The organism is Vibrio sp. 10N.286.52.F8 (assembly GCF_041468745.1).
GTDB classification, from domain to species: domain Bacteria; phylum Pseudomonadota; class Gammaproteobacteria; order Enterobacterales; family Vibrionaceae; genus Vibrio; species Vibrio crassostreae_C.
In genome coordinates this window covers 24,309-47,047 of sequence record NZ_JBFRJF010000021.1, presented here as the reverse complement: position 1 = coordinate 47,047, position 22,739 = coordinate 24,309, and the positions used below count along the sequence as shown (strand labels likewise).

General features: G+C 44.9%; 16 protein-coding genes. 3 read left to right on the top strand and 13 right to left on the bottom strand.

What is annotated here, in order from left to right:
- Window positions 1–40 precede the first annotated feature (40 nt).
- The 7 genes from sstT to malT form a co-directional block, all read right to left on the bottom strand.
- A complete protein-coding gene (gene sstT / locus AB4133_RS12060; RefSeq protein WP_017068938.1) occupies window positions 41–1,255 on the bottom strand; it encodes a serine/threonine transporter SstT in 1,215 nt (404 codons plus the stop codon).
- A gap of 459 nt (window positions 1,256–1,714) precedes the next feature.
- A complete protein-coding gene (gene rsgA, locus AB4133_RS12055) occupies window positions 1,715–2,779 on the bottom strand; it encodes a ribosome small subunit-dependent GTPase A (protein ID WP_372224581.1) in 1,065 nt (354 codons plus the stop codon).
- 488 nt (window positions 2,780–3,267) lie between these two features.
- Window positions 3,268–3,726 carry a copper chaperone PCu(A)C gene (locus AB4133_RS12050; RefSeq protein ID WP_372224579.1) on the bottom strand — a complete coding sequence of 153 codons (459 nt, stop codon included), beginning with the start codon at window positions 3,724–3,726 and terminating at the stop codon, window positions 3,268–3,270.
- 85 nt (window positions 3,727–3,811) lie between these two features.
- A complete protein-coding gene (locus AB4133_RS12045; protein ID WP_372224577.1) occupies window positions 3,812–4,408 on the bottom strand; it encodes an SCO family protein in 597 nt (198 codons plus the stop codon).
- The gene (locus AB4133_RS12040) at window positions 4,405–4,845 is read right to left on the bottom strand and encodes a hypothetical protein (protein ID WP_372224575.1); all 441 of its coding nucleotides are present in this window, start codon (window positions 4,843–4,845) and stop codon (window positions 4,405–4,407) included. The genes AB4133_RS12045 and AB4133_RS12040 overlap by 4 nt, the downstream gene beginning before the upstream one ends.
- Window positions 4,846–5,048: 203 nt before the next feature.
- On the bottom strand, window positions 5,049–5,969 hold the full coding sequence (locus AB4133_RS12035) for a DUF368 domain-containing protein (protein WP_017066617.1): 921 nt from the start codon (window positions 5,967–5,969) through the stop codon (window positions 5,049–5,051).
- 568 nt (window positions 5,970–6,537) lie between these two features.
- Window positions 6,538–9,246: an HTH-type transcriptional regulator MalT gene (gene malT / locus AB4133_RS12030; protein WP_017061867.1), complete on the bottom strand. Its 2,709-nt coding sequence runs from the start codon at window positions 9,244–9,246 to the stop codon at window positions 6,538–6,540.
- Window positions 9,247–9,813: 567 nt separating this feature from the next.
- Here malT and AB4133_RS12025 point away from each other — a divergent pair.
- From AB4133_RS12025 to glgB, 3 genes are all read left to right on the top strand, one after another.
- On the top strand, window positions 9,814–12,267 hold the full coding sequence (locus AB4133_RS12025; RefSeq protein ID WP_017064238.1) for a glycogen/starch/alpha-glucan phosphorylase: 2,454 nt from the start codon (window positions 9,814–9,816) through the stop codon (window positions 12,265–12,267).
- A gap of 185 nt (window positions 12,268–12,452) precedes the next feature.
- Window positions 12,453–14,633 (top strand): 4-alpha-glucanotransferase, encoded by a 2,181-nt coding sequence (gene malQ / locus AB4133_RS12020; RefSeq protein WP_017067441.1) that lies wholly within the window; start codon window positions 12,453–12,455, stop codon window positions 14,631–14,633.
- Between the two features lie 174 nt (window positions 14,634–14,807).
- On the top strand, window positions 14,808–16,988 hold the full coding sequence (glgB, locus tag AB4133_RS12015; protein WP_372224573.1) for a 1,4-alpha-glucan branching protein GlgB: 2,181 nt from the start codon (window positions 14,808–14,810) through the stop codon (window positions 16,986–16,988).
- A gap of 97 nt (window positions 16,989–17,085) precedes the next feature.
- Here the strand turns inward: glgB and AB4133_RS12010 are convergent, their stop codons facing one another.
- The 6 genes from AB4133_RS12010 to AB4133_RS11985 form a co-directional block, all read right to left on the bottom strand.
- Window positions 17,086–17,550 (bottom strand): TetR/AcrR family transcriptional regulator, encoded by a 465-nt coding sequence (locus AB4133_RS12010; protein ID WP_372224571.1) that lies wholly within the window; start codon window positions 17,548–17,550, stop codon window positions 17,086–17,088.
- 224 nt (window positions 17,551–17,774) lie between these two features.
- Window positions 17,775–18,614 (bottom strand): energy-coupling factor transporter transmembrane protein EcfT, encoded by an 840-nt coding sequence (locus AB4133_RS12005; protein WP_048609820.1) that lies wholly within the window; start codon window positions 18,612–18,614, stop codon window positions 17,775–17,777.
- The gene (locus AB4133_RS12000; protein WP_372111993.1) at window positions 18,611–20,305 is read right to left on the bottom strand and encodes an ABC transporter ATP-binding protein; all 1,695 of its coding nucleotides are present in this window, start codon (window positions 20,303–20,305) and stop codon (window positions 18,611–18,613) included. The genes AB4133_RS12005 and AB4133_RS12000 overlap by 4 nt, the downstream gene beginning before the upstream one ends.
- Window positions 20,306–20,311: 6 nt before the next feature.
- Window positions 20,312–20,860, bottom strand: coding sequence for an ECF-type riboflavin transporter substrate-binding protein (locus AB4133_RS11995; RefSeq protein ID WP_372224569.1), 549 nt, complete (start codon window positions 20,858–20,860; stop codon window positions 20,312–20,314).
- A 319-nt stretch (window positions 20,861–21,179) separates the two neighbouring features.
- The gene (locus tag AB4133_RS11990; protein WP_017061874.1) at window positions 21,180–22,310 is read right to left on the bottom strand and encodes an HlyD family secretion protein; all 1,131 of its coding nucleotides are present in this window, start codon (window positions 22,308–22,310) and stop codon (window positions 21,180–21,182) included.
- Complete coding sequence (locus AB4133_RS11985; protein WP_017061875.1) at window positions 22,310–22,705, bottom strand: DUF3302 domain-containing protein; 396 nt, start codon at window positions 22,703–22,705, stop codon at window positions 22,310–22,312. The genes AB4133_RS11990 and AB4133_RS11985 overlap by 1 nt, the downstream gene beginning before the upstream one ends.
- Window positions 22,706–22,739: the final 34 nt, after the last annotated feature.

Genomic DNA, 22,739 nt, shown 5'->3' with positions numbered 1-22,739 from the left:
GAGCTTAGAGCTTAGAGCTAAAGCCTAATACCAAGAGCTGTTAAGCTTTGTTTTGCTCAGCTTTACATACAGCCGCAGTGAACACGACGTCAGTTGAGCTGTTAAGCGCTGTTTCAGCAGAATCTTGAATCACACCAATGATGAAACCAACCGCTACAACCTGCATCGCTACATCGTTTGAGATACCGAATAGGCCACAAGCTAGAGGAATCAGTAGCAGTGAACCACCGGCAACGCCTGATGCGCCACATGCTGAAATTGCAGCAACAAGGCTTAGTAGAATCGCAGTGAAGATATCAATCTCAATACCCATTGTGTGTACAGCTGCAAGCGTTAACACAGTAATGGTGATTGCAGCACCTGCCATGTTGATGGTTGCGCCTAGAGGGATTGATACAGAGTAAGTGTCTTCATCTAGCTCTAGCTTCTTACAAAGGTTCATGTTCACTGGGATGTTTGCAGCGCTTGAACGAGTGAAGAATGCCGTTACACCAGACTCACGAATACATTGCAGTACAAGTGGGTATGGGTTCTGTTTTGTCTTTACAAAGACAAGCAGTGGGTTAACGACAAGAGCAATGATAAGCATTGAGCTTAGTAGAACCGCTAGCAGTTGACCGTAGCTTGCTAGTGCATCGAAGCCCGTTGTTGCGAATGTAGCCGAAACAAGACCGAAGATACCGAATGGCGCAAGACGAATAATGAAGCGAACAATGTGTGAAACACTGTGGCTAAGGTCTTCGAAAACCGCTTTGGTTGTTGCAGATGCGTGGTGCAGTGCAAGACCAAGACCGATTGCCCAAGCAAGAATACCGATGTAGTTCGCGTTCATTAGTGCGCTAACTGGGTTATCTACAAGCTTGAATAGAAGCGTATGAAGAACTTCTGCAATACCTTGAGGAGGGTTAGCACCTTCAGCGCCAGCAACCAGTGTCAAAGTGGTTGGGAACATGAAGCTCAGTACTACAGCAGTCAGTGCTGCAGAGAACGTACCAATCAGGTAAAGCACAATGATTGGACGCATATGAGTATGCTGACCTTTCTTTTGGTTTGCGATAGAAGCTGCAACAAGAATGAATACTAAAATTGGGGCAACAGCTTTCAGAGCACCAACAAACAGACTACCTAATAGGCCTGCATCTTGAGCTGCTGAAGGAGAAACCATGGCGAGAACGACACCGAAAACAATACCAGCAAGGATCTGTAGAACGAGATTTCCACGAGCGATGCGGGCGAGCATGTTGTGATTTTGCATAAAATACCTGCAATTGTTAATTTATTATAGTGATGTATTTTTTTATAAAGTTGTACCAAATCCAACTATACACTAGTGGAATGGGCGGTCATATTAGCGGGATCTAAGAGGGTGTCTAGGAATAGTTTACTTTTAGGGTGATTGTTTGCGCTACGTGGTGTTTTTAGAGCTAAATGTTAAATTTTTGTACTCTTGTTGAGATATAAATCTGCATGATAATACTCATTCGGGTCAATGTTCTGGTTCTGGTGCCGTCAGAGTCGATTAGCAAGATCATTGTGTGCAGAAATGATCCCATTGGGTTCCTGTTGATATAAAGAAGACCTGTTAATACAAAGAAGCCTCGCTGATACAAAAAAGCCCCAGCCCAATGCATTAAAGAGCTCAGGAATTAATGAGCTAATACGCGATAGGGACATGGGGCTTATTTACGTGTTGTAAACCTAATCCAATAATCGGCTATTTAGACGATTTCTTGATATTACGGCTCTCTGACTGCACGGTTTTGTACATTTTAGAAAGCTGTTTACTGTTCGCTCTCTGCTCTGCCAATGAGGCTCCATTTCTTGCTTGCTCTCTCAGTAGCTTTTGATAGTTAGTAAATCGTCTTTCAGACAGTTCACCACTCTCAATGGCAGCCCTTATCTTGCATCCCGGCTCTGATTCATGATGACAATCAGAGAAGCGGCAGTGCATTGCTAACTCTTCGACGTCTGAAAAAGTTTCACTCACGCCTTCAGCGCAGTCTGCAAGTTGTAGCTCTCGCATTCCTGGAGTGTCGAGAAGCAAGCCACCTGATGCGAGCAAGTGGAGTGATCGTGATGTGGTTGTATGACGACCTTTACTGTCGTCTTCACGAATACCACCAGTTGCCTGCGATGCTTCACCTAGCAATGAGTTAACCAAAGTCGACTTACCCACACCAGAAGAGCCCATTAGCGCGACGGTCTTGCCGATTTTACACCAAGGTGAAAGTACTTGGGTTGAGTCTTGATCTAGGCTGTTGACCGCTTCGATCATCAGCATCGGGTCTAAGCTTTGTACCTGTTGTACTTTGTCTTCGTAGTCGTCACACAAGTCTTTCTTCGTCAGGACGATAACCGCTTCAACTTGTGCTTCATTTGCGAGTGCCAGGTAGCGTTCAATGCGACTCAGATTAAAGTCGTTGTTCAATGAAACCACGATAAACACTGTGTCGATATTGGCTGAAATATATTGTTCAGCCACACGACTGCCCGCAGCTTTTCGGCTAAAGAGCGATTGGCGTTCTAGTAAGCGATCGAATTGCAGTTCAGAGTTCAATATTACCCAGTCGCCAACGGTCATTGCCGGTTGGTTTTGGTGGATGGGTAGAACAATTTCACCTTGCTCTGACGCTAATGTATAGCCATTGCGGTGATGTGCGACGATACGAGCAATGACGGAGTGATCATAGTCTTCGAGTGTCAGTTGTTGTTGGAATACAGGTTGCCATCCAAGTTGTTGAAGTGACATTGGATGAGAAAATGCGTTTTGTGAATTCATGTCTATTTACCCAGACGTGCGAGCTTTCTTTTCTTGTGAGAGCATTAAAGTCTTATGAGAGCATTAACGTCTTGTAAGATCTCAGGTTGTCGATGAGATCGAAAAGCGTTGGTCAGTTCAAAAAGCGTCGAGACGTCAAAAATGTTTGAGCTTGGGTCGAATTCAAAATCGATAGGACCCCGGATTTGAGTCATGCTTTACAGGCATGCAGATATTGATCACTTACGATCAACAGTAAACCGGGTAAAAGTGTGCGGTAGCCAGCTGATGGCTTAATGTTGGTAGTTCGAGATTAAAGTTGGTTTAACCAAACAAATTAACGCGTTACTTTTACTGCCAGTTTTAGTGTTTTCATTACAATCATCTTCTATTCTCCTTGGTTTATTAATGTGTTCAGGCTTTGAATAAAAAGCGCGCTCAGTTTAACAAAAAGCCACGATGGCGAGAAGTCATCGTGGCTTAAATTATTTTATCAATTGTGAATACGATTAATGATGGTCGTGATTCATCTTTTTCATGCTGCTCATCACTTTCTTCACTGGTGCGTCGAAGGTTTGCGTTTCACCGTTAGCGAAAGTCAGAGTCATCTCGATTTGCTCACCTTCTTTTAGACCGTCTTTTAGGTCGAACAACATAATGTGCAGGCTGCCTGGTTTAAGTACCGCTTCACCATTTGCAGGGATTGTGATCTCTTGAACTTGGCGCATTTTCATAACATCGCCGTCAACGATAACATCATGAAGTTCTACTTTACCTGCTGTAGGTGTTGTTGCAGAAACAATAGCGCGATCTTTATCGCTGTGGTTTATCAGAGTCGTGAACACCGCGCTGTTCACTGCTGAAGGCGGGGTTGCACGAGCGTACGCGTCATGAACCATAATATCGCTACTAGCCTGAGCAAAAGGGGTGAGCAATAAGCCCGCTAGAGCAAGTGCTTTTAACTTCATGTTGTTGTCCTTAATTTTTATGTTTTTGGTCTGGGACCTGACTTTTTGTTCGAACTTTATTAGTTAAGTTCTTTGTTTTTACGTTTTACTGCGTCAGCTTGTTGATAGCCTCAACAATTGGTGCTGGCGTTAACGTATGCGGCACTTTGGTAATCAAGGTACCGTCGGGCTTTAAAAAATAAAAATATGAGCTGTGGTCAAGGGTGTATTCCAACTCTGAACCTTCCAGCTTGGTCTTTCTGAAAATAACACCGTAGTTGTGTGCAAGCGTGGTTGTCACATCCAAAGGACCACTTAATCCTTCAATCATTGGGTGGAAGTATTGTGCGTATTCGTATGAGGCTTCTGCTGCATCACGCTCAGGGTCGAGAGAGACAAACATCGGGCGAATCTTGGCTTTTGCTTCATCAGAGACTTGGTTAAGTGCTCCGGCCAACATAGCCAAAGAAGTGGGGCATACATCCGGGCAACGTGTGAAACCGAAGTAAACGATACGAATTCTGTCATCGGTTTGGTCAAAGATTTCCGTTGGTTGGTTGTCTTTGCCGAAAAGAGTCGTTGCGGAGAACTCTTGTTTTGCAGCGTGTTGTTCTTGAACTTCGTTTTGCCCATCAAGATAGCTTTTGACACCAAAGCCAAGTACAAAAGCGACAACCAATGCTAACGACCAATTTCTACTCATCTTGCCATCCTTATTGCAGGGTTTACAGTATCGACACCATCAGTGAGTTCACCGATCCATGTCATTTTATCTAAAGTACATACAGGTAAAATCACATCACCTTCATAGGTATTGTTGCCAATGGTCTTTAATTGAAAACGCGCTGATCCCATTTCCATTTCTAAACCTGTGAGCGATAACATCAGTGTCTCAGATGCAGCACCTTCCCAAACTACCTTTATCTTTGTGGGTAGAAGAGGTTGCGCGGTTTCTCGGTCAAGCGACATTGAAATGGATTCCTGCTCACACGATGTGGTTGAAAGCATGCAGTAATCATCCAAGTTGACGTCGGCAGTTGAGTGCTCCATCGCTGATTTAAACTGCTGAATTGCTTGCGGCCCATAAAAGCCTGCCACGAGAGCGATCCCAACAGCAGCAACCTTTAATGCAGAGTGCATGTCGTGTTCTCATTTAATTTTATAAGAGCGGCGATGTTATCACACCCCTCAATACGTGCTTGTATCAAAAAGCAATTTTGTGCGTATGGTAGAACTAAAAAAGCGAAGCCATTGGCTTCGCTTTTGTCTGTTTAATAGATATGTGAGCTTAGTATTTCTAAGCATTATCCGTTCTAAACGCTTTCCAGAAGCTGGCTGAATGATTAGTCAGCATTACGCTCTGCAAACTTCTCTAGTCCTAGAACCAATGCAATCGCAACAAACATCATCACAATAGCCATTACCAGCTGAGAAGGCTGAGAAGTTACGGCTTCAAAATCAAACGGTGACAGGTTTTCTTGAATCAGAGGAACTTGTTCACCTTTTGAGTTTGTGCGCCAGCTGATGGTCTCTTTCCAAGGCCAGATCTTAGGCAGCGTACCGATCATCAAACCGGTTAAGAATACCAATGTGAAGTCGCGGAATGAACGCAATAGCCAAGACAGTACATGTGAGAAAGTCAGCAGTCCGATCACACAGCCCGCAAGGAATAGCGCAAGTACATCGACTTGAAATGATTTAACGGCGCCAAGCACGGGGCCATACATGCCAATCAGGAGCAGAATAAAGCTGCCTGAAATACCGGGTAAAATCATCGCGCAGATAGCAATCGCACCCGCAATCAATACGTTGATGCTGGTTGGTTCCATTTGCAGCGGTTTAAGCACGGTAATGCTATAAGCGAAAGCAACGCCAAGCAGCAAAAACACGAAGCGAATCATATCGCGTTTCTCTACTTGCTTAAGAATATGGAAAACCGAGACCAAGATCAGGCCGAAGAAGAAAGACCACAGTGGAACAGGGTGGGTGACTAATAACCAAGAAATCAATTTTGCGAATGTCGCAATGCTCGTGAATACGCCCGCGAACAGTGAAATTAGGAAGAAACCATTGATGTGATTAAACGCGGCTTTGAAGCCTTCGCGTTTCCATAAGCCAAGTACGCTAGGGTTAATTCTGCGAATGCTTTCTAGCAGCGTATCGTAGATACCAGTGATGAATGCGATGGTTCCGCCCGACACGCCAGGAACAACGTCTGCTGCGCCCATAGCCATGCCTTTGAAAAAAGTACTTAAGTAGTTCATTGCTTCATAGAGTTGAGGATGATTTTGTGCAGTATACAAACTTTAGTGTAAAAAAAGTATGGATATGCTTTTGGGGAAAGGCTTTTATTACTCTATTAATTGTAACGTAATAAGTTGAAGTGAATATTTGCCTAACATTTAATATAACAACCACTTAGTGATCTGTCATTAAGAGCAGCTATGAAACTGATCTCTTATCGATATTGCATCTTGGTTGCATTATGCAAATGCACTTTGCAATTCGCATGATGAATTCATGGTTTTTATGCGATGCAGGGCTTATAAAACGTCGAATAAAAGTTGGCACGCTAACTGCATTAGATACATTGACCCTTCTTAAGCCGAGGGTCACCTAGCCAACTGACGTTGTTAGTGAACTTATGATTTGTTCACAAATATATAGAGCCAATCGCGATTATTGCGGTTGGCTATTTTTTTTGCCTGTCGTTTGGTAAGTTGCTATTTTCCCATGTTCCAAGCAAAAAAAAGCTAGCCACCATTGGCGACTAGCTTAAACTTTTCTCGAATCTCGAATCTCGAATCTCGAATCTCGAATCTCGAACCCGCTTTAGTACCCCATCAACTGCAGCAAGTTCTCCGCTGTGCTGATTGCTTCTTTACGGTTAGCAATGTTGAGCTTTTGGTAAAGGTTACGGATGTGAGTCTTGATTGTGGTACCCGCTACATCGAGTTCTTGAGCGATCTGCTCATTACTGAATCCTGAGTAGATCAGACCAAGTACTTGCCATTCACGCTGGGTGAGTGGGCTAGTACGCACAAGCTCAGGAATGTTCGGGTGATTAACCAAGTTCTCAACAAAGTCTTCATCGAAGTGAACCGAGCGGCTGCGTTGGGTCGCGGAAATATCTTTCATGATTTGTTGTGCGCGGTGACGTTCTAAATCACCTAAGCCTGGCTTGTTGCTCAACTTATCCAAGATATGCCCGATAGTCCCACCGTCTACCAAGAAGTTACCGACCATACCGGTTTGGTTAGTCATATGAAGCGCTTCTTCGAGTAGTATTCGTGCGCTGTCTTCATCGTTAATTTGTGTACGTAACACGGCTTCAACGATCAAGTTGCGGTTGGTGTCTGTAATCAGGTGCGAACGCTGGGCTTCACTCTTAAGGAAGGTCAGCGCTTCTTCTGCGTCTTCATACTGCTCAAGGATGATGTGAGCACGAACGATGTTTCGCCACTGAAGTTGGCAGAAGTGGTTACTTGCCGATTCAGGTCGAACAGCCACACTCAGCCAATCACGGATAGCTTCTTTATCGCCTTTTACTTGCCAGAACAGAATCAAAGAAAGAGAAGCATTTGCCGTCCAATCTACGTGGTAAGTCGATTGACGCAATAGGTGCTGAATCTGGTCGATAAATTTCGACGCTTTATCAATCTCACCACGGCTCAATGAAATACGAGCCAACATAGAATAGCTGTGCAGGTGTTTACTCGGAGAGTGGTGACCAAGGATATCTAAGCCTTTGTAGCAACACTCTTCCGCTTCATCTAGTCGGTTCCAACACCAGAAGATCTGAGCGCGAACACGCAGCAAGAATTCGTGCAGAGGTACGTATTGCAGCTGATGTTCTTCAATCAATTTGAATGCACTGTCTTGTAGCTCAAATGCAGCTTGAACATAACCTTGAGCAATCAAGATTTCGCTTTGTTGCAGAATCGCCCACAGGGCCTGATGGTAAACCTGATACTGACGTGCCAGTTTTTCTGTTTGTTGCATCATCGGTAGCGCACGGCTTAGGTTACCCATTACGTGATTCACTTCGCCTACAACCGAGGTTGCGACAATGCGGCTACGATAAACGGTGGTGTTCAACTGACTCAACGAAAGCTCAGCCAATTCCAATGCTTTCTCAGGCTCATTGCTGTTGATGGCAACTTGTGCGCGTAAGGCGTTGTATTGGCCTTGCTGCTGAGTATCGAGTTCAATGTTTCGAGCTTGATATTGAGTCTCAGCCTCTTCCAACAAAGTACCCACTTGGTCATAACGGTGCTGACTTTGTGCAAGCCAAGCACGCAACATCGAAAGCTTTGGCTCACTGTAAAGTTGGTCGGTAGTCAGTTGCTTGATCGCCATCTCTAGTGACGACAGCTCACCTTGGTTGAACATCGGCCAACCGTGTTCAGTCAGGATTTGAATGATCAGTTCTGGATCTTCAGCGCGCTGTGCGTGACGTAGTGCTTGGTGCGGTGTGTTTTGCTTGATCCACGCTTTTGCAGCACTTCGATGCAGTTCTGCTTCTTGCTGAGGAATTCGAGCTTGGCGCTCATGTGCGAGGAATTCACCAAATAGATTGTGGAATCGGTACCAGTTTTTCTCGCCTTCAAGCGGGTAGATGAATAAGCCAAATCGGTTGAGTGATTCGATCATACCCAGTGCGTCTTCACGCTGTGTAAGCGCGCAGACTAATTCGTCATTGAAATGATCAAGTACTGAACACTGCATTAAGAACTGTCGGGTTTCTTTATCCAGTAGATCGAATACTTCTTCAACCAAGTAATCCCAAAGGTGGGCATGGTTAAAGTGAGAGAATGACTCTGCGGACTGTGCAAGAGTGCGTTTTTGGTGTTGTGCTTGTAGCGCGATAAGTTGTAGTGCAGAAGGCCAACCTTCTACATAACTACAAATGCTATCTGCCGTGGTGTCATCAATGCCGTCGGCTACGCGTTGGTTGAAAAAGCGTGTGGTTTCTTCGGTATCAAACGCCAACGAGTCATTACCTAATTCGATCATTAAGTCACGAACGCGCAGGTTTGCTGTACCAAGTGGTGGCGTACCACGACTGGTGACAACCAACGTTAGGTTATCGGGCATGTGTTTGAGGAAGAAGCGCATGGCTTCGTGGATGTCGTCATTGTTGACCAAGTGATAGTCATCCAACACCAGAAAGCACTCGTGATGGAATTCCGACATCTCGGCAAATACTTCACTTAATAAAGAATGCAGCGATGAAAACTGTCGCTTTTCTGCCAGTTTTTGGGCATTCGGACAGGCATTTTGAGTCGCTTTATTAAGTGATTGAAGTAGGTAGTTGATAAAGCGGAAGGCATCATTGTCGCTATCATCAATGCTGTACCAACCCACATTAGGTTTATCTACCAACCATTGTGCAGCCATGGTGGTTTTGCCGTAGCCCGCTGGAGAGCGGAACAACACAAGCTTATAGCAATCTGCATTGTGAAGCAGATCGAGAACCCTAGGTCGTAGGATTGCATTATGTAAGCGGCCGGGACGAGTCAGTTTCGAAGGGATCCACATATCGAAGTTTTACACCTATTCCGTGGCTATGTTCTGGAATATCCCAATCTATCGTTGAGTGCACTCCAATGACATGAGCCTAATTACTTAAGTCTTTACTCATATTACGTGAAGCCAAACGTTACCGACTACGATCCTCCTCAGAAACCTTGCACTCCTGCATGTTTTTGGGTGTCTACGCCCTTTATTTGAGACTTTGCTCACGTTGCGGGTTGGTTTGTGAATGTGACTTCGTTCATCCCTACACGGGAATCAATGCAAAAGATGAGAGTTGGAAATTATTTTCGTGATCTGAAACTCAGATTTGGCAATGACTTTAAATGGGTTAAATAAAAGTCACATCAATTGAAGTTAAGTTATCGAACGGGAGCTTGTGATCTTAGTCACTCCAAGTTTTTGTTCGCAGTCAGAACATGAGAGTCAGATCACTAACCCTAAGTCGGTACGCCCCCTACGCCCTCCCATCTACTCCTAGTCAGTTGCATTAGCGGGAGGATGTTTAGTTTATGGTGACCATGCACGATATGTCACAGATGAATTAGAACTATTAAAAGCGAGATTTCTGAAATGAAACCAACTCAGCAAAAAACTTTCGATAAAGTGTCATTCCAAGAGAGTGTTAAGAAACATTTATCTGCAACCTACGCAACAACGATTGAAAACGCAGATAGCCGCGCATGGTACCTAGCAATGGGGCGTGCGCTAGCAGAACTCACAACATTTGATCTGTTAGAAACTGAAAATGACGAAAAAATTAAGAACGCGAAGAGCGTTAACTACCTATCACTTGAGTTTTTGATTGGCCGTCTAACAGGTAACAACCTGATCAGCATGGGTCTATACGAACAGATCACTCATGCAATGGAAGAGCTAGGTCAAAACCTAACTGACCTTCTAGAAGAAGAACGTGACCCATCACTAGGTAATGGTGGTCTTGGTCGTCTAGCTGCTTGTTTCATGGATTCTTGTGCCGCTCAAGAATACCCAACAGTAGGCTACGGTCTTCACTACGAATACGGTTTATTCAAGCAGTCTTTCCAAGACGGTCGCCAACAAGAAGCACCTGACGCATGGCGCGGTGTTGAAGGTTACCCATGGGAAGTGGCTCGTCCAGAACTAGCACAACACATTGGTTTTTACGGTCATGTAGAAGTTGAATTCATCGACGGTAAAGAAGTACGTACTTGGGTTCCAGGTATGGAAGTGAAAGCAATGCCTTGGGATCTACCTATCGTAGGTTACGAGTCAAACACGGTTTACCCATTGCGTCTTTGGGAATGTCAGGCAATTGCACCATTCTCACTAGCAAGCTTCAACAACGGTGATTACTTCGAAGCGCAACACTCGCTAATCGATGCAGGTAACATCACTAAGGTTCTTTACCCGAACGATAACCACGAGAAAGGTAAGACACTGCGTCTAATGCAGCAGTACTTCCATTCAGCAGCGTCTGTTCGCGATATTCTACGTCGTCACGAAGCAGCAGGTTTCTCTCTAGAAGATCTGCCTAAGCAAGAAACGATTCAGCTGAACGATACACACCCAACGATCGCGATTCCTGAGCTAATGCGCATCCTGATTGACGAGAAAGGTCTATCTTGGGATCAAGCATGGGAAATCAGTGCTCACACGTTCGCTTACACGAACCACACACTACTTCCAGAAGCGCTAGAGACTTGGTCTGAATCTTTAATCAATCGTCTTCTTCCACGTCACATGGAAATCATCTTTGAAATCAACCACCGCTTCATGCAAGAAGTTCGCAAGATGTGGCCTGGTGATGGTGAGAAGCAAGCGAAGCTTTCTATCATCCAAGAAGGTTTCCACCGTATGGTTCGCATGGCAAACCTATGTGTGATTGGTTCTTACAAAGTAAACGGTGTAGCTGCGCTTCACTCTCAACTGGTTAAGAAAGACTTGTTCCCTGAATTCAACGAAATCTTCCCAGGTAAACTGACTAACGTAACGAACGGCATCACGCCACGTCGTTGGTTGAAGTTCTGTAACCCAGGTCTATCTGCGCTAATCACGGGTAAGATCGGCACTGAATGGCCAGCAAAACTTGAGCAGCTAGAAGGCATCGCTAAGTTTGCAACAGACGCGAAATTCCAAAAAGAATTCATGGCTGTTAAGAAAGAAAACAAACAGCGCCTAGCTGATTGGGTTCAAGAGAACATGGGTATCGAGCTAGATACTAACGCTATCTTTGACGTTCAAATCAAACGTCTTCACGAATACAAGCGTCAGCACCTAGATTTGCTACACATTCTATCTCTGTACCACCGTATTCTTAACGAACCTGGTTTCGAGTGTGAGCCACGCGTATGTTTCTTCGCAGCGAAAGCAGCACCGGGTTACCACCTAGCGAAAGAGATCATCTTCGCGGTTAACAAGATTGCAGAGAAGATCAACAACGACCCTCGCATCGGTAACAAACTGAAAGTGGTATTCATTCCTGACTACCGTGTAAGCATGGCTGAAATCATCATCCCTGCAGCAGACGTTTCTCAGCAAATCTCACTAGCGGGTAAAGAAGCATCTGGTACGGGCAACATGAAGATGGCTCTAAACGGCGCGCTAACTATCGGTACGATGGATGGTGCAAACGTTGAGATTCGTGAAGAAGTGGGTGATGAAAACATCTACATCTTCGGCCTAGACGTTGATGGTGTTCAAGCTCTGAAAGCTCAAGGCTACAACCCATACGACTACTACAATGCAGACCCACTACTGAAAGCATCTCTAGACCTACTGACTGGCGATGAGTTCACTCCAGGTCAACCAGGCCTTCTACGTGCAACGTTTGATAGCCTGCTAGACGGTGGTGACCCTTACCTATGTCTTGCTGACTTCGCATCTTACGTGAAAGCGCACGAAGACATGGGCACGCAATACAAAGACCAAGCAGGTTGGGCTAAGAAAGCAATTCTTAACACAGCATTGGTTGGTAAGTTCACATCAGACCGCTCTATCCGCGACTACGTGAACAACATCTGGAAACTTGAAGCGGTTAACCGTTAATACTTCCAAAGTAGCCAAGGCAGTTTCTGCCTTGGCTCAATTAGCTTGTGAGCAAACGAAAGGCTTAAAGGTTTCGTTTATAAACAAGCTGCTTACAAACCGATTGTCACAAGCTAATTGATTAGTAAAAATTAAATTAACAACCCTACAAAATAGAAAGCGTCAGAACGTTTTCGGAGAGAGCGATGAAAGAACAGACCGTATTAAAACAAGTCGCAGAAATGGCAAACATTGCCGACAGTTACGTTAGTGCGTGGGGCGATGAAGCACAAGTATCAGACGAGACGATCACGTCTCTATTGGCTTCGTTGGGCTACGATACAAGCAGCGATGATGCACTGCTTAAGTCAGCAGAAAGAAAACACAAAAAAGATGTACTAGACCCAGTTCTTGTCTTGCGTGACGGTGAGCCAGTAGAAGTGGCGCTTAATCTAGGTGTAAGTGCTCGTGAAAGTGAGTTCAGCTGGCGCTTAGAAACCGAGCAAGGAGAGGTACTTGAAGGCTATCTTCAATCTCAAGTCATTCGTGACGAGCGTGCCGAGGGTGGCCCTTTAGTGTTTGCATTGCCAAGTGATTTGGCATGGGGTTATCACAAGCTCATTGTGAGCCGTAAGCGCCGTAAGAAGCCTTACGAGATGACACTGATTATTACGCCAAAAGCGTGTTTCAAGCAGTCACCAATCGAGCAAGGCAAAAAGCTTTGGGGACCCAGTGTTCAACTTTATACCCTAAGAACTCAGCATAACTGGGGTATTGGTGATTTCGGAGACCTAAAACAGCTTGTTGCGGATATCGCTTCTCGTGGTGGTGACTTCGTTGGTCTAAACCCAATTCACTCATTGTTCCCTGCGAACCCTGAAGGTGCGAGCCCATATAGCCCATCTTCTCGTCGCTGGTTGAACATCTTATACATTGATGTGAGTTCAGTTCCTGAATTTGCACTAAGTGCAGAAGCACAACAAACAGTCGGCAGCGCAGAGTTCCAACAGCGTCTACAAAAAGCGCGTGAAGCACACTGGGTAAACTACACCGAAGTGTCTGAGCTTAAGATGAGCATCTTGCCTCTGCTATTCGCAGAATTTAAGACTCGTCATCTAGACAAAAACAGCGACCGTGCACAAGCGTTCTTAGCCTTCGTAGAAGAGGGTGGCGATAGCCTGATGCATCAAGCGGCGTTTGATGCTCTACATGGTGAACTGCATGCAGAAGATTCTGGCATGTGGGGATGGCCGGTATTCCCTGAGAAGTACCGTACATTCGACAGCCCAGCGACACAGAAATACATCAAAGAGAACTTAGAAAACGTTCATCTGTACATGTACCTGCAATGGCTAGCAGATTGCCAGATCAACGATGCACAGTCTCTTGCAGAAGAGAAGGGCATGGCTGTTGGCCTGTACCGTGACTTAGCGGTAGGTGTTGCAGATTCAGGCAGCGAGACTTGGGCTGACGAAGGCAACCTAGTGATGGATGCGAGCATTGGTGCTCCACCTGATATTCTTGGTCCTTTGGGTCAGAACTGGGGTCTACCTCCGTTAAACCCAGAAGTGCTTCAAGAAACAAGCTACGACGCATACATCAAGCTACTTCGTGCGAACATGAAGCACTGTGGTGCACTGCGTATCGACCACGTTTTAGGTCTACTGCGCTTGTGGTGGATTCCAAAGGGTGAGAACGCAACTAAGGGCGCGTACATCTACTACCCAGTACAAGATATGCTGTCTATTCTGGCGCTTGAATCTCACCGTTACCAATGTAGCGTTATCGGTGAAGATTTAGGAACGGTACCGGATGAGATTGTCGACATCCTTGCAGATGCTGGCGTGCACTCTTACAAAGTGTTCTTCTTCGAAACATCAGAAGATGACGGTGGTTTCATCTCACCAAAACACTACGCATCACAATCGATGGCGGCACTGTGTACTCACGATATGCCAACGCTTCGTGGCTTCTGGCACTGTGATGACCTGAAAATGGGCCAAGAGATTGGCTTATACCCAGATGCAGAACAATTAGAAACCTTGTTCGATGACCGCCTAGAGTGCAAGCAAGGTATCTTAGATTCAGTAGCATGGCATGGTTTCCTACCAGAAGGTGTGGGCCGCGATGCGAGCCAAGTACCGATGGACTCTTACCTTGCTGAGGCACTTCAACTGCACGTAGCGGCTGGTGGTTCAACACTACTGAGCGTTCAGCTAGAAGATTGGCTAGAGATGGACAAGCCAGTAAACATTCCTGGCACGGTTGATGAATACCCTAACTGGCGTCGTAAACTATCAATGAACTTGGACGAAATATTTGCTCACGAAGGCGTTAATCGTATCGCTTCTAAGCTGACTGACGTTCGAGAAAAAGCCGGTAAGTAATGACGTGAGTGACTTGAAATTAGGTGGTTTTTTGCTTACGCCGTACGAAACTACAACCTCGGTCACTCAATAATGAATGCTCATCTGGTAGAATAAACCGTCGTTATATTGCCCGCACTAATAGCGGGCATTTTTGTATTATGTTTTTTGGATGTTTGGTTAGGGAGAAACGTTTTGGAACTAAGTTCGATTTCAAAGCAAAAACAAATATATACCCAACTATCACAGGCTTGTTTCACAGACCCATTCGCGTTTTTAGGGCCATACCTACCTTCTGAGCAAGGTGCATTACGTGTGTGGATTCCTGGGGCAGATAAAGTCGAGTTGATTGTTGGAAAGGAACCTCGTATTGAGTTAGCGCGAGAGGGTGAAAGTGGTTTCATTCTTAAGCAAGAGAGAGACTTACGTTTTACTCACTATAAGCTTGCGGTTGATTGGGCTGGCGTAGAACAGATCATCGATGATCCTTACCAGTACCACGATCTATATGCGAGTTATGAAGATCTTCATACACCGAAAGATATGTATCATCACATGGGGGCTCAGTTTATTACGCTAGAGCGTGATGGACAGACGATTTCAGGTACGCGTTTCTTGGTGTACGCACCGCATGCAACTGCGGCAAGCTTGGTGGGTAACTTCAACGCTTGGGATGGTCGCCGCCACCCAATGCAACGCCTAGATTACGGTATGTGGGGCTTATTCATTCCTGAACTGGAAGAAGGCGCTCAATACAAGTTTGAATTAAAAGGACCAAATGGCGAAGGCTTACCACACAAAGCTGACCCATGGGGTTTCTACTCTGAGCAATACCCATCGTTCTCATCTGTAACTTACGATCACGCTCGTTACCAGTGGCAAGATACTCAATGGCAAAATCGCCCGGTAACGCAAAAGCGCAAAGAAGCGCTTTCGTTCTATGAATTGCATGCAGGTTCTTGGAAGCGTAACGCTGAAGGTGAATTCTTAAATTATCGCGAGCTTGCGGCAGAGCTGATCCCATACCTAACGGATCTTGGCTACACGCACGTTGAACTAATGCCAGTTTCAGAACATCCATTCTACGGTTCTTGGGGCTATCAGCCTGTTGGTCTTTTTGCACCGACTAGCCGTTTTGGCTCTCCAGATGATTTCAAATACTTCGTCGATCAATGTCACCAAGCGGGTCTTGGCGTTGTTCTGGACTGGGTTCCTGCTCACTTCCCAAGTGATGATCACGGCCTAGCAAACTTCGATGGTACGCCATTGTTCCATGATCCAGATCCACGTCGTGGTTGGCATCAAGACTGGAACTCGTACATTTACGATTTAGGCAAAGAGCATGTTCGTCGTTTCTTAGTTTCTAATGCACTGTACTGGTTCGAGCAATTCCACATTGATGGCATCCGTGTTGATGCGGTTGCTTCGATGTTGTACCTCGACTATTCGCGTAGCCATGACCAATGGATCCCGAATGCGGATGGCGGCAACGAAAACTACGACGCTATCGCAACCCTTAAGTGGATGAACGAAGAAGTGTATAAACACTTTCCGAATGCGATGACGATTGCTGAAGAATCAACGGCTTTCCCTGGTGTTTCAGCACCGACTTTTATGGGCGGCTTAGGCTTTGGCTTTAAGTGGAACATGGGTTGGATGCACGACAGCTTGTCTTACATTCAAGAAGACCCAATCAACCGTAAATATCACCACGATACGATTACCTTCCCACTGGTTTACGCACACAGTGAGAATTATGTATTGTCTCTGTCTCACGATGAGGTGGTTTACGGTAAAGGTTCTATCCACAACAAGATGCCTGGTGATGAATGGCAGCAAACGGCAAACCTACGTGCTTATATGGGTTACATGTATGCGCAACCAGGTAAGAAGCTGAACTTCATGGGTGCAGAATTTGGTCAGACGGCTGAATGGAACCATGACGACCAGCTGCAATGGTTTTTGCTGGATTACGAGCGTCATCAAGGTGTTCAGCGTTTAACGAAAGACCTGAACAATCTGTACCGCTCTGAAGCTGCAATGCACGATCTTGATTTTGATCCGAAAGGCTTTGAATGGCGTCTACAGGACTCTGCTGAAGCGAGCATTCTTGCGCACGAGCGTATCAGTGAGTCTGGTGAGCGTGTATTAATTGTCTCTAACTTTACGCCAGTGCCTCACGAGCATTTCCGCTTAGGTGTTCCTGCAAAAGGTGAGTACTCATTGCTGTTGAATACAGACTCTGTGGACTACGCAGGCAGCGGTTTTGAAGTGAAGCTGACTGCTGAGATTGAATCAGTAGAAAGCGAAGGGCTAGACACTTCGATTGAGCTACGCTTACCGCCGTTATCGACCGTTTTTTACAAGCTAAATTAGGTCTATAAGTTGAGCAAGCCATCGCTGCTCACTTTTCTTAAAATCTAAAAAGGGAACCCTAGGGTTCCCTTTTTCTATTGCAGTAAGTTGGTTAACGTTACTTGAAATTGGTGAGATAGAACATTGAGCGTCCGACTACCATTTCAAGGATTCGAACTGAGTCGTTGCCAAAACTATCCAACATCTTTTCACGAAATTCGCCGTTCGAGCTGAGATTAAATTGTTCAGGATTCTTTATTTGCGAAGCATGGAAGAACATCAATTTAATCACGTATCGAAACTGATCATTATCTAGAGCGGCTTGCCAGGACTGGATAAACAACGCTTCGGATGAAAAGTCTAGACTGTCTATAACGATCGATAACATGTGTCCGTGAAGTACTGAACGAATAGCGCGTGTCGACGGATAATAGCCCTGAAGCGTCGTTAAACTAATGCCAATTTCTTGAGCAATCCTTGCATAAGTTAGTGCTTCATGTCCTTCAGCCAGAAAAAGGTTTAGTACGATTTCATCGTAGTGTTTTTGGTTTTCTAGTTTCTGTACTTGAGTAATTCGAGCCATTACAAATCTCTATTGAGTGTAACATTCTGTAAACAACATATATTAAGAGTTTCTTATAGATATCTCAAACGCTAGAGGTAAAAAAGCGTTAGTTTATCGTCAAAAGTCGATAGCTATAGCTCGTTCGCTTGAATTTTGACCAGGCTTTGAGTCCATACAAAAACACCGCCCTATTGAGCGGTGTGTTATTTAAAGTCTTTGTTTATCTTTGCTAATTCAGATGACTAGAACGGATACCAAAATAACTGCGGCTCTAGAATGCGTTTCGCAATGGCTAACACCACGATAAAAGCGATGACACTTAAACAAACAAAATCGATACGTTTCAAAGGTGCATAGCTATACCAAGTGCGTGCTTTGTGTCGACCAAAACCTCGTAATGTCATTGCGTTAGAGATCTCGTCTGCGCGGTCCAAGCTAGAGAAAATGAGCGGGCCTAGAACCTTAGCTACATTTTTGATTCGAGTAATTAGGGGCGCTTTCTTTGAGAGCTCTACACCACGAGCTTGCTGTGCATGCATGATATTGATGAAGTCTTTTTTAACTTCTGGCAAGTAACGCAGTGTTAAGCTGACCGCATAGGCGATCTTGTAGGGAACACCGATACGGTTGAGGCTCGCTGCAAACTCAGTTGGATGCGTTGTGAAGACAAAAATCAACGCTATCGGGAACATGCTCATGTATTTGAGCGTCACAGTAACCAAGTAAAACAGAGTCTCTTGGCTCAACGAGTAGTTACCCGGCAATGTCAGCAATAAGGTTTCGCTGCCGATGAGCTCAGTACCTTGCTGTGGAGCCAGTAGGTACATGAACAGAGCATTTAGGCTTAATACACTCGCCGTTCCTAATAACAAAGGCTTGTACACGCGTACAGGCACATTGGTCAGCTTTAGCAGGTATAAACCAGTCACAATAAGCAGTGCAATCAATCTTAGGTCGAACGTAGTTAAGACCACGGTTACCCAAGCTAAGAAGAGCGCAAATTTGGTGATGCCGTTAAGTGCATGAAGCGGTGATTTTGTATCAATGTAATTGATGCCGAATTTTACTTTTGATGCGTTCATTGAGCGCTTCTCTCGTAGTCGATGAAGTACTGCATAAACGCATTGGTGTCGTCGATTTTCATCATAGTCGCGAGTTCATAAATGCTGGTGGTACAAAGATTTGCACGTTCTAGAAGTGATGGCTGACTGAATACTTCCGTCATCGCGGCATTGGCAATCAGCTTGCTGTCAGCAATGACAATTGAGCGTGTGGTGTACTCTAGAACAAGGTGCATGTCGTGTGAAATGATCACGACGGTGATACCTAACTCGCGGTTAAGCTTTTGGATAAACGCCAGCATTGAGGTGTAGTTGCGGTAATCTTGACCCGCTGTTGGTTCATCCAAGATCAGAAGCTCTGGCTCCAGCACCAAAATAGAAGCGATGGTTACTCGTTTTTTCTGACCGTAGCTCAGTGCTTCGATCGGCCAGTGGCGGAACTTACTCAGCCCACACAACTCAAGAGCATGCTCTACTTTTTCTGTGATCAGCTCTTCTGCAATGTTGCGGTTACGAAGACCAAAAGCAATCTCATCAAAAATCATATGATGCGAGATCATATGATTTGGGTTCTGCATCACGACACCGACTTTCTGGCTTCTTTCAAAGATAGAAAGCTCAGATAGGTCTTCACCATTTAGATAGGAAGAGCCTGAATCGGCATCGATCACACCCATGATGAGTTTAGTGATGGTAGATTTGCCTGAACCGTTTTTGCCTAAGATTGAAACGAACTCACCCTTACCAATCTTAAAGCTGACATCTTCGAGAGCGTTCTTTTCACCATCGTAAGAGTAAGTCAGGCCGTGGACCTCAAGCAAAGGTTGGTACTGCTTCTCGGCAACTGGAGTCGGGCGCTCTGCAAACCAAGCCTGAACCGCAGGGCGGAATCTTTTGTAATCGAGAGCTTTGAGGTTTGATAGCTTATCTTCACTGGTCAAAGGTGCTTTCGCTGCCTTCAGAGCAGATAAATAAAGTGGTTCACGAATACCGTGTGTTTCAAGCAGTTCAGAAGCTAAGATTTCATCGGGTGTCATGTCCGCGACAATTTCACCGCGCTCCATCAAGATCACTCGATCGATATCGCGATGTAGTACATCTTCAAGGCGATGCTCGATGATGACTATAGTCTTGTTGGTTTCTTTATGCAGTTGGTCGATGATTTCGATAGTCGCTTTACCCGTTTTCGGGTCAAGGCTAGCCAAAGGTTCATCAAACAACAGGATGTCAACGTCATCAACTAAGATGCCCGCTAATGACACGCGTTGTTTCTGGCCGCCGGATAAATCATGTGGCGAGCGATCAAGCATATCTGCTAAGTCGACCATTTTTGCTGTCGACTTAACCAGAGGGTACATATCAATGTTCGACACTAACTGATTTTCCAGTGCGAATGCGATGTCTTCGCCAATACTCAAACCGACAAATTGGCTATCAGTATCTTGTAATACTGTGCCAACCTGCTCGGTATAGTCGTGCATAGAAAAATCAGAAATGTTCTTACCGTTGATCTCTAGAGAGCCAGTCACCTCACCTTTGATAGCATGAGGAATCAGACCGTTAAGGCATTGACCTAGGGTAGATTTACCACTACCGCTTGGTCCAATAATGACGATTTTCTCTCCTTTCTCTATCCTTAGATTGATATTTTTTAGCGTCGGTTTATCCAGCGACTCATATCTAAAAGAGAAGTTCGAAAATGCTATAGTCATTATCGCTTATGCCTCAGTCAGGTTACGGCTTTGTTTGTTGCGTTTAGCGACTGATTTTAGGATCAGTAAGCCAACAACAGCGATCAGAACGGTGTTACCCGCAGCAATGATAGAGAGTTGAGTGAAGACTTTAGTAAACGGTTCTGCATAAAGGATGGTATCTAGGAATGCAGAGCAGCCGTAACCAACCACATTACCGGCAAGGGCAAGTACCACAAACAGCGCGAAGTCCTTCATAGGCAACTCACCTTGCTGAAGGCGGTTCTTGGTCAATATCGGGAATAAGCCGATAACCATGCCTACGATACCTGAGCCTAAAACCCAAGTTAACCACACACCCCAGCCTGCGAACAGATCCGTTACCCAGTGACCGATAAAGCCAACTAAGAAGCCAACAATAGGGCCGAACAAAACAGAAAACAGTGCTAGAACTGCCATTGCTGGTTTCAATGTCGTGTTAGCAAACACTGGGACACCAAACATAGGTAAACCACCAATGCCGTACAGTGCCGCGCCAATGGCAATAACGACCACTGTTTTAGCTGAAAAGTTCATAGATAACCTCGAATACTGAAAGATAAAGCTTAATAAAGAACGAATATTCACCATTATTAATATGCGTCTCAATGAGAACGTTTTTTGGGCAAATATAAAAAATAAGGCGCGCATTATACAGCAGAACGCTTCCATAAGGGAAGGTAAGTGTCTAGATGTCTAAAATTCCATCTGAACACTTAAATATCGTGTAAAAAGCGCAATTTTACGGTTAATCAAGCAACAAAAAAGCCAGAGCGAGTCTGGCTTTTCATGCGTCTTAACAATGTGTTAAGCGGGTTCGTCACATATCTACGACCGTTTAGTGGTCTAGGTATAGTTAGTGGTCCAGATATAGATAGTTTTGCCAACTCTTCATGCGAATAAGGACCTTGCGCATGATTGAAACGTGGGTGAAGCTGTCAGAATAAACGGCAACTTCAACCGCGGTACCCATAGGTAAATGGTAGTCAGACAGGTCATCAGTGATGGTCATTTTAGCAAATACGCGTCCATTAGTACGAAGTGCATTGGTACCAATAAGTGTCCCGCGCGCTTGAATTTGACTCTCACCAATAGCTGGGATTATTTCATCAATGCGTCCTTTGAAAATCTTGCCTGGTAGTGCTCTGAATAAAAATTCAGCTTCGAAACCAGGATGCAGTCGTTGCAATGAGTTTTGTCTGAATGCTGCGATGTAGTATTTTTCTTCCGTATGGACAAATGTCATCACAGGAGCAAGAGGTAGCGGTACAGCCATTACGCCTGGACGCAGTGCTAGTTGTGTAACATATCCATCCGTTGGTGCTCTCACGACCGTTTGGTCAAGGTTGAATTGAGCCTTACGTAAGTCTGCAAGTAATCCTGCCACTGCGGTGTTCTCGCCACCAATTTCAGAATTTAGAGCGATCTGAGCTTGTTGTTGACTTGCTTCTGCTACTTTTACTGCTGCTTCCGATGCCTTATAAGCTTGTCTACGAGTATCCAATTGTTGTTCGGTAAACGCACCACTTTCAAAGCCACGCTTATAACGAGAAAATTCGCGTTGCGCTTTGTCTCTTTCTGCAATCGCTTTGATTTTAGCAGCTTCAGCTTCAGCAACTTGAGATTCAAGCCCAAGTGCTCCTTGGCTTGCTTCTTTTACTTTCGCTTCGAGCTTAGCGACTTCTGCTTCAAAAGGGATAGGGTCAATTTTAAAGAGGATGTCTCCTTTCTTTAAAGGAGAATTCGCCTCAACAGGAACCTCAATGACTTTACCTCTAACGCCTGAAACAATTGGAGTCGTTGAGTAAACTTGGTTGCCAAGTTGTGTGAAAGGATGGTTGTAGTTCATTAATAGGATCAATGTTCCTACGATGACCACACCACCGAGCACTGCGGTAGGCACTGTCCATTTGTTTAGTGGGATATTAAATACTTTGAAAATAGTGATACAAAGTGCCGCGTAGGTCATTATCAGTAGTAAATCCATTACTTAGCCTCCTGATCTTGAACGTTGTTTGACTCTTTTTTTGTGCTGCTTTGTTTAGTATTTGCTTGTTTGAGCTGTGCGATCTCTTCTTGAAGGGTGCTAACTTGATCGATTAAAACATCCACTCGGTGATGAATATCGTGCTGCTCTTCTTCGAGTTTTTCGAAGCCCCAGCCTCGGTCTTTCCGCCATAATGTTGCCCAAATCCATAGAAAGGGCCAAATTGTGTGCAAAGTGAATAGGCTAACCCAGCCTGAGACGTGAATTGCGTCTTGGTGAGGATGATTACGTTCTTTGGCTATTTCATAAGGGATATCGTGAATAACGATGATGCCGTAAAAGATGACTAGAGCAACGAAAATGAGTAAGCCGAGTGCAAAGTAGTCTAAAAACATAACAGATCCTTGTAATGTTAGATGTTAGTTATAA